The organism is Parabacteroides gordonii MS-1 = DSM 23371 (genome assembly GCF_000969825.1).
Classification (GTDB): domain Bacteria; phylum Bacteroidota; class Bacteroidia; order Bacteroidales; family Tannerellaceae; genus Parabacteroides; species Parabacteroides gordonii.
This window is the reverse complement of record NZ_KQ033919.1, coordinates 3402302-3420409: the sequence shown is the minus strand read 5'-3', so window position 1 is coordinate 3420409 and position 18108 is coordinate 3402302. Positions and strand designations below refer to the sequence as shown.

General features: G+C 41.1%; 15 protein-coding genes, 3 tRNA genes and 1 pseudogene. 15 read left to right on the top strand and 4 right to left on the bottom strand.

Features of this window, described 5'->3' with window-relative positions; all coding sequences use genetic code 11:
- Positions 1-2: 2 nt before the first annotated feature.
- From fimD to HMPREF1536_RS26630, 3 genes and pseudogenes are all read left to right on the top strand, one after another.
- Positions 3-1997, top strand: a pseudogene (gene fimD, locus HMPREF1536_RS12865) (fimbrial tip adhesin FimD).
- Positions 1998-2009: 12 nt separating this feature from the next.
- Positions 2010-4151 carry a hypothetical protein gene (locus HMPREF1536_RS12860; RefSeq protein ID WP_028729799.1) on the top strand — a complete coding sequence of 714 codons (2142 nt, stop codon included), beginning with the start codon at positions 2010-2012 and terminating at the stop codon, positions 4149-4151.
- Between the two features lie 618 nt (positions 4152-4769).
- Positions 4770-6014: a tyrosine-type recombinase/integrase gene (locus HMPREF1536_RS26630; protein WP_028729800.1), complete on the top strand. Its 1245-nt coding sequence runs from the start codon at positions 4770-4772 to the stop codon at positions 6012-6014.
- Here HMPREF1536_RS26630 and HMPREF1536_RS12850 read toward each other — a convergent pair.
- Positions 6011-6256 (bottom strand): transcriptional regulator, encoded by a 246-nt coding sequence (locus HMPREF1536_RS12850; protein WP_044193484.1) that lies wholly within the window; start codon positions 6254-6256, stop codon positions 6011-6013. The two genes, HMPREF1536_RS26630 and HMPREF1536_RS12850, sit on opposite strands and share 4 nt — an antisense overlap.
- A 233-nt stretch (positions 6257-6489) precedes the next feature.
- Here HMPREF1536_RS12850 and HMPREF1536_RS12845 point away from each other — a divergent pair, with 233 nt between their 5' ends.
- The 4 genes from HMPREF1536_RS12845 to HMPREF1536_RS12830 all read left to right on the top strand — a co-directional run bounded on the left by HMPREF1536_RS12845 (position 6490) and on the right by HMPREF1536_RS12830 (position 9130).
- Entirely contained in the window at positions 6490-6747 is a 258-nt protein-coding gene (locus tag HMPREF1536_RS12845; RefSeq protein ID WP_147337573.1) for a hypothetical protein, read from the top strand.
- Between the two features lie 23 nt (positions 6748-6770).
- Positions 6771-7214: a DUF4352 domain-containing protein gene (locus HMPREF1536_RS12840; RefSeq protein WP_028729801.1), complete on the top strand. Its 444-nt coding sequence runs from the start codon at positions 6771-6773 to the stop codon at positions 7212-7214.
- 45 nt (positions 7215-7259) lie between these two features.
- Positions 7260-7931: a hypothetical protein gene (locus tag HMPREF1536_RS12835; RefSeq protein ID WP_028729802.1), complete on the top strand. Its 672-nt coding sequence runs from the start codon at positions 7260-7262 to the stop codon at positions 7929-7931.
- 266 nt (positions 7932-8197) lie between these two features.
- Positions 8198-9130 (top strand): hypothetical protein, encoded by a 933-nt coding sequence (locus tag HMPREF1536_RS12830; RefSeq protein ID WP_028729803.1) that lies wholly within the window; start codon positions 8198-8200, stop codon positions 9128-9130.
- A gap of 453 nt (positions 9131-9583) precedes the next feature.
- On the opposite strand, the gene HMPREF1536_RS12825 is transcribed toward HMPREF1536_RS12830, so the two are convergent.
- The 3 genes from HMPREF1536_RS12825 to recO form a co-directional block, all read right to left on the bottom strand.
- On the bottom strand, positions 9584-10330 hold the full coding sequence (locus HMPREF1536_RS12825) for a hypothetical protein (protein WP_150115623.1): 747 nt from the start codon (positions 10328-10330) through the stop codon (positions 9584-9586).
- Positions 10331-10705: 375 nt separating this feature from the next.
- A tRNA-Arg gene (locus HMPREF1536_RS12820) sits at positions 10706-10777 on the bottom strand.
- 71 nt (positions 10778-10848) lie between these two features.
- Entirely contained in the window at positions 10849-11574 is a 726-nt protein-coding gene (gene recO, locus HMPREF1536_RS12815; RefSeq protein WP_028729805.1) for a DNA repair protein RecO, read from the bottom strand.
- Between the two features lie 91 nt (positions 11575-11665).
- Between recO and HMPREF1536_RS12810 the strand changes: the two genes are divergently transcribed.
- From HMPREF1536_RS12810 to HMPREF1536_RS12775, 8 genes are all read left to right on the top strand, one after another.
- Positions 11666-12055: a DUF2721 domain-containing protein gene (locus tag HMPREF1536_RS12810; protein WP_044193362.1), complete on the top strand. Its 390-nt coding sequence runs from the start codon at positions 11666-11668 to the stop codon at positions 12053-12055.
- Positions 12056-12187: 132 nt separating this feature from the next.
- A tRNA-Glu gene (locus HMPREF1536_RS12805) sits at positions 12188-12259 on the top strand.
- A gap of 41 nt (positions 12260-12300) precedes the next feature.
- Positions 12301-12555, top strand: coding sequence for a 30S ribosomal protein S20 (rpsT, locus tag HMPREF1536_RS12800; protein WP_028729807.1), 255 nt, complete (start codon positions 12301-12303; stop codon positions 12553-12555).
- A gap of 11 nt (positions 12556-12566) precedes the next feature.
- Positions 12567-12638 (top strand) — tRNA-Glu (locus tag HMPREF1536_RS12795).
- Between the two features lie 172 nt (positions 12639-12810).
- Positions 12811-14766 carry a DNA topoisomerase (ATP-hydrolyzing) subunit B gene (gyrB, locus tag HMPREF1536_RS12790; RefSeq protein WP_028729808.1) on the top strand — a complete coding sequence of 652 codons (1956 nt, stop codon included), beginning with the start codon at positions 12811-12813 and terminating at the stop codon, positions 14764-14766.
- 82 nt (positions 14767-14848) lie between these two features.
- On the top strand, positions 14849-16621 hold the full coding sequence (locus HMPREF1536_RS12785) for a gamma-glutamyl-gamma-aminobutyrate hydrolase family protein (protein ID WP_028729809.1): 1773 nt from the start codon (positions 14849-14851) through the stop codon (positions 16619-16621).
- 19 nt (positions 16622-16640) lie between these two features.
- Positions 16641-17639 (top strand): M20 family metallopeptidase, encoded by a 999-nt coding sequence (locus HMPREF1536_RS12780; protein WP_374938068.1) that lies wholly within the window; start codon positions 16641-16643, stop codon positions 17637-17639.
- A gap of 10 nt (positions 17640-17649) precedes the next feature.
- On the top strand, positions 17650-18081 hold the full coding sequence (locus tag HMPREF1536_RS12775) for a SufE family protein (protein ID WP_028729811.1): 432 nt from the start codon (positions 17650-17652) through the stop codon (positions 18079-18081).
- The last annotated feature ends 27 nt before the right edge of the window (positions 18082-18108 follow it).

Below are 18108 nucleotides of genomic sequence, written 5' to 3'. Positions count from 1 at the left end.
TTATGAAACTAAATAATATCTACATCATTCAATTTATATCGGCACTGGTACTGCTGCTCTCTTCCTGTAGCCAGGAGGAACTGATAGACCAGCCGGATACCGGCACCGGTTCAGGCAAAATAGCGATACGGCTATCTTTGTCGCAACCGGGCATTACCCGGGCCGATACGGAAGTTGGAGAGGATGATCTGAATGAAAACCTGATCAAGACACTGGACGTTTTCATTTACAGGGAAGGCCAGGAGTCCTGTTCTTTCTACGAGCATATCACCCCTTCTCCGGAGCAGACAGGAAGCGGGGAATATACCGTTACACTGGGTGCTACGCAAGATCAGTTTGTCCAGAATGCAACTTATAATACGTATGTGGTAACCAACTATTCCGGAAGCATATCGGGCGGGGGACTTACCCGTTCCGATCTGTAGGCATTGAACGTTACAACATTGGATCCCGATAAAATACAGGACAGTTTTCTCATGGATGGCACTGCGGCAAATATCCTGAACGACGGACGTATCGTTAACAAGGAAATAGCCGTAGCATTAAAAAGGGCTGCGGCAAAAATCAGGGTATCGACAGCTTACACGAATGGTTTCTCGGCTTCTACCGGCGGAACTATGACTAAAAAATTGTTCCAGTATGTAACAAACGCATCCGTACTGGAAAACGGCAGTCCGGTTGTTCCTCAATTACAGAGTATGTCCGGTTTTACAGGCATCACCCCCGGCACAGGAACAGATAAGATTATAGTCTACTCCTATCCGAACGACTGGAGCCTGCGGAAACAGAATGAGACTTACCTGATCGTCAATATTCCGGCAACAGGCCCCGACGGTACGGAATATGCACAGAACTACTACAAAGTGCCGGTCAATTTCCGCCTTCCGGCTGACGATACGGCAAATCCATCGGAAGAACAGGAAGCTGAGCGTAACGCGATATACAGGCTGGAACGCAACCACCTGTACGACATAACTGTCCTGATTGACCAGCCCGGATCACCGACACCTGAAACGGCAAAGGAGATCAGTGCCAATTACACAATAGAGGATTGGACAACCAAAGAGATACTTGTTTCAGTGGAAGGTTTCAATTTTATCTATGTAGAGGATACCGATATCAAATTGCCTAACAGTACGAAGTTTACGACAACGTTCCAATCGTCTACCCCGGATGTTGAAATATCAGATATTACTGTCAACGGACAGGCGATCGAAAATGGAAATGCAGGAGTTTTTATCAACAACACGCAGGGAGTGAAAACCGGTGATATAATCATCATCAGTGCGCTTCCGGAAAACTTCGTTGCAAAAGAGATCGCTTTTACCGTGAAGAACGGCGTAGGTCTGACACAAGAAGTAAAAGTTCTGCAATATCCGGCTTTATATATCGGCTCCGATATATCTGCCGATGCACCGGGCGGAAGCCAGGGACAGAACAATAACAAGATGTTTGTCATCGGTTCTTTCGTCGCCGACTTCTCTTCCTTACCCGACCCTGATGAGTTTGACGAAGACTTCGGAGCAGGATATACCCACTATGCCGCCAATCCGGCACTGGGTAAGTCGTATGCCGAATATATCAGGAACAATGCCGTTTTAGGTAATCCCCTGACAGACAGTAATGGCCAGACGATAGATACGGAAGAAAATAACCGCCGTATCTCTCCCCGCCTTATGCTGGCTTCCCAGCACGGGGTAACGACAGCCGACAGCTATCTGAATTCCAGAGCTAAATGTGAATCATATGTGGAAAACGATGCGACCACTAACGAAACTTATTCAGATTGGCGTATGCCGACACTGGCTGAAGTTTACCTGATCGATGTTCTTCAAAACATCAAGGTGGCCGAGGTTAAGAAAATCCTGGAAGGTAGCTGGTATTGGAGTGCCCGGGCCAGCTCTACCGTACAGTTCATGGACCCCAGAGTGGGTAATACAGCATCTTTCAATCCGAAACACTCGTCTGTACGCTGTGTGAGGGATGTTAAATTCTAAAATAGAAATGTTATGAAAAATATTATCATATATTTAATTGCTTCACTTGCATTATTCGCCTGTCAGGATGATCTTGAAGTGGAGAAGACGGTGAAGCCCGTCAAAACGGCCCTGCAGATAGCGGTTAATATACCGGAATACAGGATCGCCACACGTGCCGCTTCATTTGAAAACAACCTGTCGGATGTCTGGTTACTGGCTTTCGACCGGAGCGGGCTGTTCCTTGAACGTGTTCAGGCTACTGAACTCAACAGCGGGGAAACAGACGGTGTAGGGAGCGGTTCTTTCAAAGCGGAAGTACCTGAAGAAACAGGAATTGTCCATGTAGTGGCTAACTACGACAACTGGTCGTCTTTCGATGATAATGCATTCCTGCAGAAAGACGAAAAGGAAGTAATGCCCTCATTATACGGCAACAAGATGGTTTTCTGGGGAAGAAGCGAGGTTTCCTCTTCTTCCCTGTCGGTTACGCTGTTCCGCAACCAGGCAAAAGTGACGGTACAAAACGAAGCAGCCAACTTTACTGTTACCGGGTATGCGCTCGGCAATATGACGACTAAAGGCACTGTTGTGCCGTTTATACCGGATATGACTCCCAACCCGTTTATTATTCAGGACGATATCACCACATTACCTCCGGGCACTTTGTCTAAAACAAGCCAAAGCGACGGGGATTGTAATATGGAACCCAAATATATGTTTGAGAATCCTAACTACTTCAATGACCAGTCTTATATTATTATTAAAGGCCAGTTGGATAATGGGCCGGAACTGTATTACAAAATACAGTTCCTGGACATTGACAAAAAACCTTATACGATAGTCAGAAACTTCCAGTATAAGGTCACGATCAAATCGTTCAGTGATAAAGCAAACGGTAGCACGAGTTTTGCAGATGCCAAAAACTCGGAAGTATCCAACAATATCTATGCTGAGATATTCAAAGATTCGCCTTCTATTTCCGACAGTGATAACAACCGGCTGACCGTGAGTAGGCTTAACTTCCTGTTCACACAGGGGGGAACATTGGATGTAACGGCACATTACACGGAAAACGAAGTTCCGAACGACGCGAAGATCAGTGTCTCGGTACAGGAAGACAGAGGTAGTATTATCAGTGGCTTGTCATACGACGGCAACGGGAATATTACAGCCCGTATAGCCAGGGTTTACGCCGGACAGAACGAAGCGACCATATCGGTGAAAGCCGGGGAACTATCCCGTGTGATCACAGTTACATCCAGTACACTATATAGTTTCGATCCGGCAACATTGTCTCCGGAATTATATACAGGCAAGGATCAGGATATGACTTTATCTTTCCGTATACCGGACGTTATACCCAACTACCTGTTTCCGCTGAAATGCGAAGTGACTACAAAGTATTTGTACCCAACCGATCCGAATAAGAATCTGGAAATCGCATTCGAGGACGGTGTATATAAATATGTATACTGGGTGTATAGTCCCGGAATCAAACAACTGAACTTTAAAACAAGCCTGGACAACAGTAACGAGACGATTACGATAGAGAACGACTATTTCAAAACAGCCGCGATCAACCTGATCTCACGCCAGTTTGAAGGGGTATCTGTCAATAACAATAATATGGTAGCTTATGGAGCCGGGAGTTCTGCGACACTGATGTTCACTATCCCCGAATATCCGGATTATCCTCCGACGTATCCGTTGACGGTGTTTGTTGCAACAAAGAACCTGACCACATCGCAGGCCGGATGGAACGCCGTAAACGGCGGGTATAGCTATACTTACGATACAGCGCCATCGGGAGAACAAACGGTTGAATTCACATCCAGCCAGGACAATAGCAGCGAACAGCTGATCATCAGTGCTCCGGGATTCAGTAACACAACTGTTACCGTTGATAATTACCTGACAGAAAACACGTATACTTCGGGAGAGTTACGTGCGATATACAACGGGCTGACTTACACACTTCAGAACCGCTCTGCGACCTCTTCGAATACGAGTATAATCGCTAATTTCACAACGAACAGGAACAGTATGTACGGCTTTTACATAAAAGCCGGAAACAAGCTTTCGGATACGGTAACAATTACATGTTACGGTTATACCGGATCATTTACAGTCGGTGAATTACTAACAGGAATACGCTTGAATTTGTATCAATAAAAGGGGAGAAAGTCCGTGACGGATTTTCATTAAGGTTGAGTATGAGAAGGGCTGCGTCCGAAGCATTAGCTTAAGACACAGCCCTTTGATATTTTTACTGGTAGTCTCGCCGGGACTACTTACTCCTAGCAAAGATTGGGTATAACATGCTCTAGGCTGTCTCAGAAAGGTCTTTTTTCCCTAGAGAAACATTAGGGGAACTCAATTTAACCCTTATTTTAACCCTTATGCCTTTTTCATGCTAGGTTATAACTAATCTTCTTTTTTGAGATTTTCTTACAATTTTGAATTTACTATGCTCTAAATAAAAAATTACTACTCTGCACTTCATATCACATTCTTCACAACATCAATAATTACGAAAATGAAGTTCCCCGATTGCAAAAATACAAGGGATTAGGAATTGGCAGATTTCCAAGATTTTTCCATAAAATAAATAATTTTTGTTAATTAATTATTATTAAAAAACCACCATCAGCATGATTATTATTTTAAATATCAGCACATTAAGACTATCTTAGTGTTGACGATATAAAATATACCCTCAAAAAACACTTTCTTCAGTGATATAGGGTATAAAAAAGCAATAGTACGCTTTTTAATTCAAATTTTTAAATTATGATCAGTAAACTTAAAGCAATCCTAAGAACAGACTTAGGTAAAAAAGAAAGTGACAGAGAGTACCGTATCGATTTACGTGTATATTTCGAAGGCAAACAGTACAAACTATCTACAAACCAATACTGTAGAGAAATGTATTGGGATAAAAGCATTGGTGCTCCAGTAAAAAACATCCAAAATGATCTATATCAGAAAAAAGCTCTACAGCTTGAAAAGTTCATATCAAATAAGAAAAAAGATTTTGAAGATTATTGTAGAGACAGGCAGTATAATAATAAACCATTATTACTCGATGAAATAAAATTAATATTAAAAGGTGGAAAGGCTAATCCTTTAAAATCAGATAAAGAAATAACAGTAGAAGAGCTTTTTGACTTATATCTAAAAACGCTTGAGGCTAACAATAAAAAAAAGAACTCAATAATCAACATTGAATCTTCGAAAAGGATAGTATTAGCTTTCATTCGGAATGAATACAAACGAAAGGTTCTTGCCAGTGAAGTTGATAGAACATTTCTTTTAAGCTTTAAAACATTCATGAAAAACAATCTCAAGAACCAAAAAGGGACTATCAATAAAAGGTTACGAAATATACGGTCAGCATTTCTTGAAGCAATCAGACAAGGCTTTCCACTCATTAATCATGTAAGTGAAAAAGGAATTATTACTAAAGACGAATCGGACATAATAGTGTTGACAGAAGAAGAATATGCAAGATTCAAAAATGTCGTACTATCCTCCAAAGCAAGAAAGGGATTAATTTTAGCAAAAGACCTTTTTATCTTCGCTTGTGAAACTGGATTACGCATATCTGATGTACGAAAACTCAAATGGGACGAAATTATGATAAAGAACAATACACTTTCTTTAATCCAAAAAAAGACTGAAAATCCTGTAGAAACAGCACTTAGCAATCAAGCTAAAGCCATTATCATCAAATATCAAAGAAAGAATAGAGATAAAGAATTAGTCTTTGATCATTTGAGTGAGAACACAATAAGAAAAGGAGTCAAAGAGATAGCAAACATGGCAAATATTAAAAAAAATATCAAATTTCACACATCTCGACATACCTTCGCAACCAACCTTGCTAAAAATGGCATGCAAGAAAGCGATATTATCAATCTTTTAGGAGATAGTGATGCTAGAATGGCTAGAGTCTACATTAATATAACACGAAAAGATTCAGTAAACAAACACAAGGAACTACTCAAGAAAAAAAGAAAAGAAAGGGAGAATTAATCAAAATCGCTAAAAAAATCTTTAAGCGAAATTTTATGGACATCCAAAACCGAGAGAAGGGTTTTCAACGTTATGTTGGAGCCCTTTTCTATTCTCCAGTACTGAACCCGGTTTAAATCATTATCCCATGCAAAGTTTTCATGGCTTGAATAACCAGCATCAATTCTGAGCTGCTTTAACTTAGCAGCTATCTTCAGAATCCTTTCATCCACTTCTTTCGGCTTCTCTTGTAACTTTTTCATATCCAAAATATTTTATGCGAATGTACAGGACTACAACATTTTTCATTACCTATTTATTTGTCCTTATTTTTTTTTCCTTATTTTATGCAGTTTTTTATATCTTTGCGACTATAATAAACAAATTAAAAACGATTATGGACACAAAGAGCTCATTATTAACACTATTGATTATCATTCTAGTAATTACACTAATACTGGTATTGTATATACAACTATGCAGAATACCAGCTAAAATGGCTAAAAACAAAGGTAGAAGCTTCAATGGCTGGTTTTGGTTTTCTTTCTTGACCAGCCCCTTCTTAGGCATTATAATCGTAGCTTGCTTATCAGAAACTGAAAAGAAAAGGTTACAAAGAATTATCGAAGAGGAAGAGATAAGGCAAAAAATAGCCAAAGGAGATATTAATACTAATAATATCAGCAATTACAAGAGCGTACATGACATGTATAGAAAAACAAGCTCAAGCGTTATTGACAAATACAAAGAATAGGAATCACCGTAAAATCAAAGAACATGAAAACAAATACAAAGATTTTAGCCATCTTGCTATTCATTTCAGTACTAGGTAATATTTTACTTGTGATCAACCCGGAGAACGCCTCCAAAGTGCATAATCTAGCGCAAATTGAGAATATCAGCAAAGGAGAAAGCAAAAAAGTCTTTGAAATAAAATTATTAGACACTAAGATAACAGGAAATGATCGTGAAAACGTGTCTTACGAAACTTGGACAATAAAAGTGTCAAATGTATCAAACGAAGAACAAACCTTTCTTACAAGAGATTTTGTCTTAATTGATCAAGATGGAAGAAAATTTAGTCCGATGGAGGTAAGAGGTGCTGAAGGTTTTAACATAAATCCAGGGCTTGAAACAGAGTATGCAATAATGTTCATGACCCCATCGGATGTACTTGAATCATATTTAGAAGACACAACAGGTAAATCAAAAGTATTATAGACATAGAGACAATATCAAATCAACAATATCTAAAGACTAAAAAAAATGAACACATTAACTTACTATAAACAAACAATATTCTTATTAATTCTAGTATTGAATATTTGGACGTGCAAGAGTCAAGAAACGGACAATGCTCTAACAAAGTACTCCATTGAATATCAGGAATACTCCGATTGGGGTGAAAGCATTGATGAAGAGACATCAGACAAGATACTTCTTTCCTGCTTAATAAATCGAATTTACATCATAACTCATTACTCATGGACATCAGATAATGCAGAAACCCGCCAAATGTTAGTGGATGAAGCAAACTCTTTGAAAGAAAAAATAGGCTACTCCAAAGATTTTTATTCAAAATTGGGACGAAAGATTAATGATTCCTCTTGGAACGACTATTCAGAAATTCAAAAATCTCAGATAATCTTTATTGAATTTCACAATAGATTAAGGGATGATTATGCGTATCAGCCAGATAATACCACAAATTATAGAGTCAATATCGTTCAGAGTGTAAAGAAAGAGATAGATCGCATCATGAATTTCCCACGTCAACACGACTGGATAAAAATTCAAGAGCGAAATATAAAATCACTATCAGATTATTGTAACACGACCCTCACGCCGGAAGAATGGGGAGACGTAAAAACTTACATGGAAAAAGTCGATTATATTAACTGGACGATGAACAACGTTGTTCTACCAGGATTAAAATGAAACAAAACAACGATTCATACAGGAAGTTCGTTCTTTTCTAATTATAGTATTAGTCGGACGAACTTTCATTTTTAATACGGAAGTAGCTGTCTCATCTGAAGAAACAAATTGTTAAACTTTTGAAAATCGCAATAGACACATAACCAGCCAATTAAATTCGTCAATCCTGCAAAATCATTTTTTTTGACTCTTTCTTGGCCATTTTTTCACATATCTTCACATACTATTTTTTCTTTCCTAAGTTATTACATAGAAAAGAAAACAAAATGACAGACAAAATCGACGCAAAGTCATATGACATGGTTATATACTATGCAATTTTAAGTAAAAGAGAGTCCAGTAACTTTAGCCCAATGAAAGAAAACTGGAAATACAAAATCTTTAATCCGAACATGAGCACCCAGCATAGCTACATGACGGTATTATTTAATGAATATGTAAATAAAGAAACCGGAGTAGTAACCAACTCAATTGGCATCATAGGCAGTTTAAGAAAATGGTATTTCGGAGAACTCTCATTAGAGGATTTTACCGAAAGAACCTATTATAAAGCTCTCAATCTATTTGCTCAGACAATAGGTATTTCTACTGAGGAGTTATACTCATTCACGTTATCAATGATCGAGGTCGGTATTAACTGTCGGCTGGATGTAGATGTAAATGTCATAAAAAAAGATGTGTACCAATTCAGGGATAGCAGATACCGTCCAAGACTTGATGAGTTCTCCATCTATTTCAAGACTAAAAAGAAAATATTATCATTAAAAATATATGATAAGTATCAGGAAATATATGATAAGTGCATTCCAAAAAGAATTAAAAGTCACGAAGAAGAAGAGTTCGTTAGAATGCATCAGCATAAAAATAATATAAGAATTGAGTTTAGTGTAAGAGGAGGGCAAGACCTCATTAACAAAAATATATTTCATTTGAAAAAAGGGAGTATAATCACTATTGCAACTACAGTTGAACATTTTAATGCCTTATATACTTTCTTTTGGAACGAAGTTCAAAAAATTACTATACTATCAATAGAACACTTAAAGGAGCCTCAAAGTAAAAGTCGTGTAGATTGGACAAATTATATGCTAGCTGAATACATAAAAGAGAAAGGAATGAACGAAGTTTGCAGAATAGCAAAAAAAACAAAGATAGAGGTTTCAAAAATCAATTACTTCAAAGAATATCGCCATACATAGATAAAACGGAGGCATACGATAAAAAACGATTCCTGCAAAACATAAGATGTCGACTTTATTGCTTGCTAGGAAAAGACGGGAAAATTTCTATACATAAGGAGTTAGTTCACGAACTTCCTCTTAGTAACAAATTATAGAATACTACTAAACGTATAAAAAATTATACTTCTACTCTGTAAATAAGAACCTCTATTATTAAATAACGGGAGTAAGCTATAAATAATAATAATCTCCTGTTATTAGTAATAGAGGATTATAAAACCCTCAAAGACTATAATATTAATGTAGGATAAAGAACTTATCTAAGCAAGCACCTACCAGAAATAGATTAGCACCGGAATGTATAATATGCTTTGCCATCCATTTTTCTGACTTGTAGAAAGCTACTTCAGACTTCCGAAGTAGCTTCTTACCGGAAATAAAAGATATGATTGGAAAACGGCTTATTTTGATTCATACATATTGTTCCAGTAAATCGTCACAAAGGAAGTCTATATATTTAGCTTTCTTGCTTAATTGTAAGTAATTTGGATGGCTAGTCCTATAAGCTGATACTCCATTTTCAAATTGAAATTTAGAGAGTTCTTCTTGTCTAATAGAAGAAACCAAAGGAATCGATGATACAATAGGGAATATTTTTTTCACTCTATTCTCATAATTTGGACCAGTAAGAAATATGATGACATCAGGTTTCAAAATTTCAATTTCTTCTCGAATAAGATTGAAATACTCATTTTCAAAATCTCTAATCAGTTTGACTGGTCTGTTTTTGCCTTTTTCTTTATTACCGATCTTGTAAATATTATTCCAGACGATTTCAATGGTTTTATCTGGAAGAGATACTGATAATGTACTTTGAATCCTTTTCAGATAGTGCCAAAATGGACTATTAATTCCCCAGCCATCAAGAAATTTTCGATAATAGTCCATAAACCCCTTTACAGTAATATCTATAATCTCTGAAGATTGCTCTACTGGTGTAACTATCGGACAAACCTGATGCTCCCAGCCATTAGTCTCTTGACCGAACACCATGACCTTTAAATCTGCATTATTATATCGCTTTTCATTTACTTTTAGCAATAAAGGATATGCAGGAGGATTACCTTCACGACGCATCTGACGAAGTTGTTGGAGGACACAAGGAGAACCGGCATTCAACCTATTATAATATAATGTATATAGTTTTTCGTTGATCATATGAAAATGTATTACTATCATGCAGGATAATCAAGATAAAGCTCCGCGCTCATAAAATAATGTTATCTGCGAATCCTATGCAAATATAAGAAAACCTATTAAATAGAAGTAAAGAGTATACGGTTGCAAAGAATATGCCTCACGTCATATTGAGACATTTGTTGCTTCATAGAAGGCTTATTCAGGTTACTGATATAACCTAACTACCGAAATAAAAAATTTGATTGTAGAACTCTTAATCAGCGATCGATCCAGAAAAGCAATTTGCCCCTTATAACAGTTAGTTGAAGCAACTGTAACCCTTATTTTAACCCTTCCTCAAAATTTTCACCTACATACAGGCATCATTATCAATTGAATACATTTACATATAAGTAGTCTCGCCGGGAATCGAACCCGGATCTAAAGTTTAGGAAACTTCTATTCTATCCATTGAACTACAAGACCGACTTTTATACAAGGTGCGGCAAAAGTATAATCTTTTCCTCAAACTGGCAAGTATTCAGGCGGTAATCTGTCTAATCAAAAAGACTTTGCATGACGGACAGGGATTTTATCTCCGGAAACTCCGGTAAATGCAAGCGATAATATTCAACAATACGGTTAATAACTCCTACCCTGTCCTGGCGGGAAAAAGAATAGAGCGACATATTTTCGAAACTTATTTTCAACAGGCGGGCAAACACCATACTCTCTTCCTGGTTGAGATAATGCCGGTGCATAGGGATACGGTCGATAAAGACACCGTTCTGCATATCGAAATAACAACCCGAAGAAAAAGAATCGGCATTCGGATAAATTCCTAAATAATGAAGCAGGCGAAGCAGGAATACCAGATGGAAGTTGGCAACTCCTTTATCAGCATATTCCAGCAAATGGATCGATTCATATAAATAATTGAACAGCCGGGAATCAGGTTCCGTATCCTTCACGACCCGGAACAATACCTCGGACAGGAACAAGGCCAGCACATTCTTCACCGGATTGCAGAACAGTTCGGTCAGAGGATAACATAACTTCGTTTCACGGATACGGTGCAGGTCGCGTTTATTCAGATGTTCCACCTCCATCTCCAGGACAGACAGCGGCATAAACAGAGCTTTCGACACGGTCGAGCGCTTCCCCCGGTTGCGTGCCACCAGATAAGAAGCACGCCCGAAAGCCTCCGTATACATATATATAATAGAATATTTATCGTTGTATGGAATAGCATGCAGGACAATCCCGCGCGTTTTACATAACATAATCTTCACCTCTTTATAAGAGACAAAGATACAAAACAACAAACTATTTACGATATTTGTAGGTTATAATAGTATAAATACAATATTAATTATGTTAGATCTTACTACCCCGTCGCTTTTATTTTCAGCCATATCATTAATATTGCTGGCCTATACCAACCGCTTCCTGTCGTATGCCAGTGTAGTCCGGGCTCTGAAAGAAAAGCACCAGCAATCACACGATCCGAAGGATTACGCACAGATCGCGAACCTCCGGAAACGACTTTATCTGACCCGCTCCATGCAGATACTCGGGATACTCAGCCTGCTGCTTTGCGTCATTTCCATGTTCTTTATCTATATTTCATGGCAAATTATAGCGGCATGGATATTCGGGGTCGCTTTACTGCTTTTAGCAGCTTCGCTATGCGTATGTATCTGGGAAATAAACATTTCTGTTAAAGCGCTGGAAATACACCTGCAGGATCTAGGTTCTAAATAGAAGTTAAAACAGTACGTACTGTCAAATTTTCCCTTGAAATGTTTTGGTAGTTCAGAGAGAACATCTATCTTTGCACTCGCAATCGGGAAATCAACTATCCCAGAGCGCTGAAAGTGAGAACTTTGACATGATGGCCCATTCGTCTATCGGTTAGGACGCAAGATTTTCATTCTTGAAAGAGGGGTTCGATTCCCCTATGGGCTACAATAAATAAAATTAAAAATTCAATAAAGAATAGCTAAGAAATGGCAAATCACAAGTCATCAATCAAAAGGATCAGACAAACTAACGCAAGACGTTTGCAGAACAGATATCATGCTAAAACAGCTAGAAATGCAATGCGTGTTTTGCGTGCTACTGAAGACAAGAACGAAGCTCAAGTTTTGTTACCTAAGGTGTGCTCTATGTTGGATAAGCTTGCAAAGAAAAACGTTATTCACAAGAATAAGGCTAGCAACTTGAAATCCAAATTAACAAAGCACGTCAACAAGCTTGCATAAGGAATAATTGCGGCCCATTCGTCTATCGGTTAGGACGCAAGATTTTCATTCTTGAAAGAGGGGTTCGATTCCCCTATGGGCTACTTTAGAAGCGGTCGGATTATAATTAATCCGACCGCTTTGTCATGTCTGTTTGACACCCCTGTTTTTTTGCTATTTTCACACTACATTTACCTGCTAAGTCAATTATTTTCACTACATTTGTTAGCATTTTTAGAGATATAGAAATTTAGTGATTTAAAAGGATAGAAACTCATGAGTGAAGAAATGAAGAATACTTCCGGGGAATACTCTGCGGACAGTATTCAGGTACTTGAAGGGTTAGAAGCAGTACGAAAAAGACCTGCCATGTATATTGGCGATATCAGTGAAAAAGGTCTACATCACCTGGTATATGAAGTTGTCGACAACTCTATTGACGAAGCACTAGCCGGATTTTGTTCCCAGATCGACGTAGTTATAAACGAAGACAATTCTATCACAGTAACAGACGACGGCCGTGGTATTCCGGTAGATATTCATGAGAAAGAAGGCAAATCTGCCCTGGAAGTAGTATTAACCGTTCTGCATGCCGGAGGTAAATTTGACAAAGGTACTTACAAAGTATCCGGAGGTTTGCATGGTGTAGGTGTTTCCTGCGTGAATGCTCTTTCTACTTATCTGAAAGCCGAAGTTCGCCGTGACGGGAAAATACACATGCAGGAATTTTCTTGCGGTAAGCCGTTGCACGACGTTGAAGTGATCGGTACAGCCGATACGACCGGTACAACGATCTCATTCAAGCCGGACGGTAGTATTTTCACAGTCCTGGAATACAAATACGATATCCTGGCTACCCGCTTGCGCGAACTAGCTTTCCTGAATGCAGGAATCAGCCTGACGCTGACCGACAAGCGTGTAACAAAGGAAGACGGCAGCTACAAATCAGAACTTTTCCGTTCGGAAGAAGGTCTGAAGGAATTCGTTCGTTACGTAGACCGCTCCAAAGAGTCCCTGATCCCGGACGTGATCCACATTGTAACGGAAAAGCAGGGTATCCCTGTTGAAGTAGCAATGACATACAACACTTCTTTCAACGAAAGCGTGTTCTCGTATGTAAATGATATCAACACAATTGAAGGAGGTACGCACCTGGCTGGTTTCCGCCGTGGTCTGACACGTACCCTGAAGAAATATGCTGAAGACTCAAAATTGCTGGAAAAAGCAAAAGTAGAGATCCAGGGAGATGACTTCCGTGAAGGTCTGACCGCTGTTATCTCTATCAAGGTGGCCGAACCGCAGTTTGAAGGACAGACAAAGACAAAGCTGGGTAACAGCGAAGTGACCGGTGCCGTAGACCAGGCCATCGGTGAAGCACTTTCGTATTATCTGGAAGAGCATCCGAAAGAAGCCAAGATCATCGTAGAAAAGGTTGTGCTGGCAGCACAGGCTCGTCAGGCTGCCCGTAAGGCACGCGAACTGGTGCAGCGCAAATCGCCGATGACCGGTGGTGGCCTACCCGGTAAGTTGGCCGACTGTTCTTCGAAAGACGCTTCCATCTGCGAATTGTTCCTTGTCGAAGGGGACTCTGCAGGCGGTACGGCTAAACAGGGCCGCGACCGTGTGTTCCAGGCTATCCTTCCGCTTCGCGGTAAAATCCTGAACGTGGAGAAAGCGATGGATCATAAAATCTTCGAAAGTGAAGAAATTCAGAACATCTTCCGTGCTATGGGTGTTACTATAGGTACAGAGGAAGATCCGAAAGAGTTGAACCTGAGCAAGCTTCGTTACCACAAGGTGATCATCATGACCGATGCCGACGTGGACGGAAGCCACATTGCCACTTTGATCCTGACTTTCTTCTTCCGCAGAATGCGTGCACTGATCGATAACGGATATGTTTACCTGGCAACTCCTCCTCTTTACCTCTGTAAGAAAGGAAAAGTAGAAGAATACTGCTGGACAGAACAGCAACGTCAGGCATTTATCGACAGATATGCCGCAGGTAATGAAAATCAGATCCATACTCAGAGATACAAAGGTTTGGGAGAAATGAACGATCACCAGTTATGGGATACGACAATGAACCCTGACAACCGTACACTGAAACAGATTACTATCGATAGCGCAGCCGAGGCAGACCAGATATTCGCGATGTTAATGGGCGAAGAAGTAGGCCCGCGCCGTGAGTTTATCGAAGAGAATGCCACTTATGCCAATATCGACGCATAAGTTTCCGGTAATTGGCAAGTAACCGTTTGTCGTTGCTTGCCTGTTATTAATTATTAATTGATAATTATTCATTCCTATGAATATGCAAGTCCGTCGTCCGAGTTTAGAAGCCTTATACAGGGAAGTTGACAACTTTACACCAAAGAAAGAAAAACCTCAACCTCCCCGCATAGGAATATCTTCAAACCGGAAAGACGGACTTTCCTGTATAGCCGAGACATACGTACAATCCGTACTGCAGGCCGGAGGTGCTCCGGTGCTGATCCCGGTAATCACAGATATAGAGGCGATTACAGCCATCGTATCCGGACTGGACGGATTACTGATAAGCGGCGGCGGCGATATGAATCCGCTTTATGTATCGGAAGAGCCGGTTCCTCAACTACAGGACGTGGATACTTTCCGCGATGAGTTCGACCTGATACTTCTTCGTTTGGCTACCAACCGCCAGTTACCGGTCATGGGTATTTGCCGTGGCCACCAGATCATCAATGTGGCATTCGGCGGTTCCGTTTATCAGGATATTTATTCGCAACATGAAGGCAAGCTGATCAAACACAGCCAGACATTATCACGTGAATATGCTTCCCACTCCGTCCGGATCACCGATCCGACCTCCCGCCTGTTTGAGATTTTAAAGAAGGAAACAAATGTACTTGTCAACTCTTTCCATCACCAGGCAATAAAAGAGGTTGCCCCCGAATTCAGGGAGACGGCTGTAGCCCCCGATGGTATCAACGAAGCTATGGAACATCCGGAAAAGGAAATATTCAGCGTTCAATGGCATCCGGAAGCAATGGCTTCCAACGGAGACGAATTAATGCAGGAGTTGTTCAAACATCATGTGGAAGCTGCCCGCCTGTTCAAAGAAGCCAAACGCATTCATCAGCGAAACGTAATACTTGATTCGCATACGGATACCCCGATGATCTTCCCCGGCCAGTTCAATCTCGGAGAGAAAGAAGGTGGCAAAGTAAATCTTCCGCTCATGGAAGAAGGCTTGGTCGATGCAGCCATCATGGTTGCCTATATTCCGCAAGGGAAACGGGACGATGCTTCATTGCACCAGGCTACAGATTTCGCCATAAACCGGTTGAATGAGATTCACCGCCAGATGGAGATAAACCGGGGCCGGATGAACATTGCCCATACTCCGCAGGAAGTATGGGTAACGAAAGATGCCGGGAAGAAAGCGATCATGCTCGGAATAGAAAACGGGTACGCCATTGGTAAGGATCTTGGTAACATTGCTCGCTTCAAGAAGCTTGGAGTCAGCTATATCACGCTCTGCCACAACGGTAGCAACGATATATGCGACTCTGCCCGCGGAGAAGCGGAATGGGGCGGTCTGAGTCCTTTCGGCAAAGAAGTGGTAGCGGAAATGAATCGGTTGGGTATTATGGTAGACGTATCGCATGCTGCCGAAAGCACATTTTACGATGCGCTGGAACTCAGCCAACTGCCGATCATCGCCTCCCACTCTTCCGCCCGTGCCTTGTGCAACCATCCGCGCAATCTGACCGACGATCAGTTGAAAGCGCTGGCTGCCAAACAAGGCGTCGTGCAAATCTGCCTGTACAAGGGCTTTATCAACGAAGATGCAGAAAAGGCATCTCTTACCGACGCTGTCCGCCACATCAATCATATTGTAAACCTGATCGGGATCAACCATGTAGGCATCGGTTCCGATTTTGACGGCGACGGCGAGCTGATCGGCTGCCGGGCAAGTAACGAACTGATAAATATCACTGTAAGGCTTCTGAAAGAGGGATATAGTGAGAATGATATAGCAAAGATATGGGGAGGAAATTTGCTGCGGGTCATGTCGCGCGTGCAAACTGCCTATAATGGATAAATAGATAATCTAAACAGTAATGATGCATATTTTGTATATAACACTACTAGCCTGTTCACTTTTGGCATGCAGCCAGGCAAAGAATCAGCAACAGGAGAAAACGACAGTCAGCCAGGCCGTACCTGTTACAAGCACACCTTCTTTTAACGCCGACAGTGCTTACACATACGTAGAAAATCAGGTAAAGTTCGGCCCACGTGTTCCGAATTCCCAAGCACACAAAGCTTGCGGCAACTACCTGGCCTCCGAACTGAAACGCTTCGGTGCCAAAGTCTACGAACAGGAAGCGACTCTTACCGCATACGACAATACGGGGCTGGAAGCCAAGAACATCATAGGGTCTTTCAATCCGGACAATAATAAACGTATTTTACTCTTCGCCCATTGGGATTCGCGTCCTTATTCAGACCACGATCCCGACCCTGCGAACTACCGTAAACCGATCGACGGTGCCGACGACGGTGGTAGCGGCGTAGGTGCATTGCTCGAGATCGCCCGCCAGATCGGACAAAAAGATCCGGGAATAGGCGTCGACATCATCTTCTTCGATGCCGAAGATTATGGTACTCCCGAATTTGTGAACGATTACAAACCTGATACCTGGTGTCTGGGTACGCAGTTCTGGGCTAAGAACCCGCACGTTCCGAACTACCGGGCCGACTTCGGTATCCTGCTCGACATGGTAGGCGCCAAAAACGCTACCTTTTTTAAAGAACAACTCTCACTGAGTAAAGCAGGTAATATTGTAGAAATGGTTTGGAGCACAGCCCGCAACCTGGGATACGGCAAGTACTTTATCAATGCAACAGGCGGTGCCATTACCGACGACCACGAGTATGTGATCAAAGGCCGTAACATCCCTTGCATCGACATTATCAATTACGATCCGGAGAGCGATCACGGCTTCGGTTGGTACTGGCATACCCAGAAAGACAATATGGAGAATATCGACCGCGAAACCCTCAAAGCCGTAGGGCAAACGGTACTGGAAGTAGTATATAACAGACAAAAGAAATAATAATACAACGATGACTATCAACGAACTTCAGGACAATGTTATTGAAGAGTTCTCAGCCTTCGACGACTGGATGGACAAGTATGCGTTGCTGATCGATTTAGGCAACTCCCTTCCCGCGCTGGAAGACAAGTATAAAACAGAAAGCAACCTGATCGAGGGATGCCAGAGCCGCGTATGGCTTCAGGCAGACTATGAGGACGGTAAGATTATATTCAAAGGTGAAAGCGATGCCGTTATAGTAAAAGGGATCGTATCGCTGCTGATCAATGTCCTGTCAGGCCACACACCACAGGAGATCCTGGATACCGACCTCTATTTTATCGAACAGATCGGCCTGAAAGAGCATCTTTCGCCTACCCGTTCGAACGGGCTGGTTGCCATGGTTAAACAGATGCGTATGTATGCGCTGGCTTACAAGACAAAAGAAGAAGCAGGTAAATAATAACCGGTAAACGAACAGTTTCCGGCA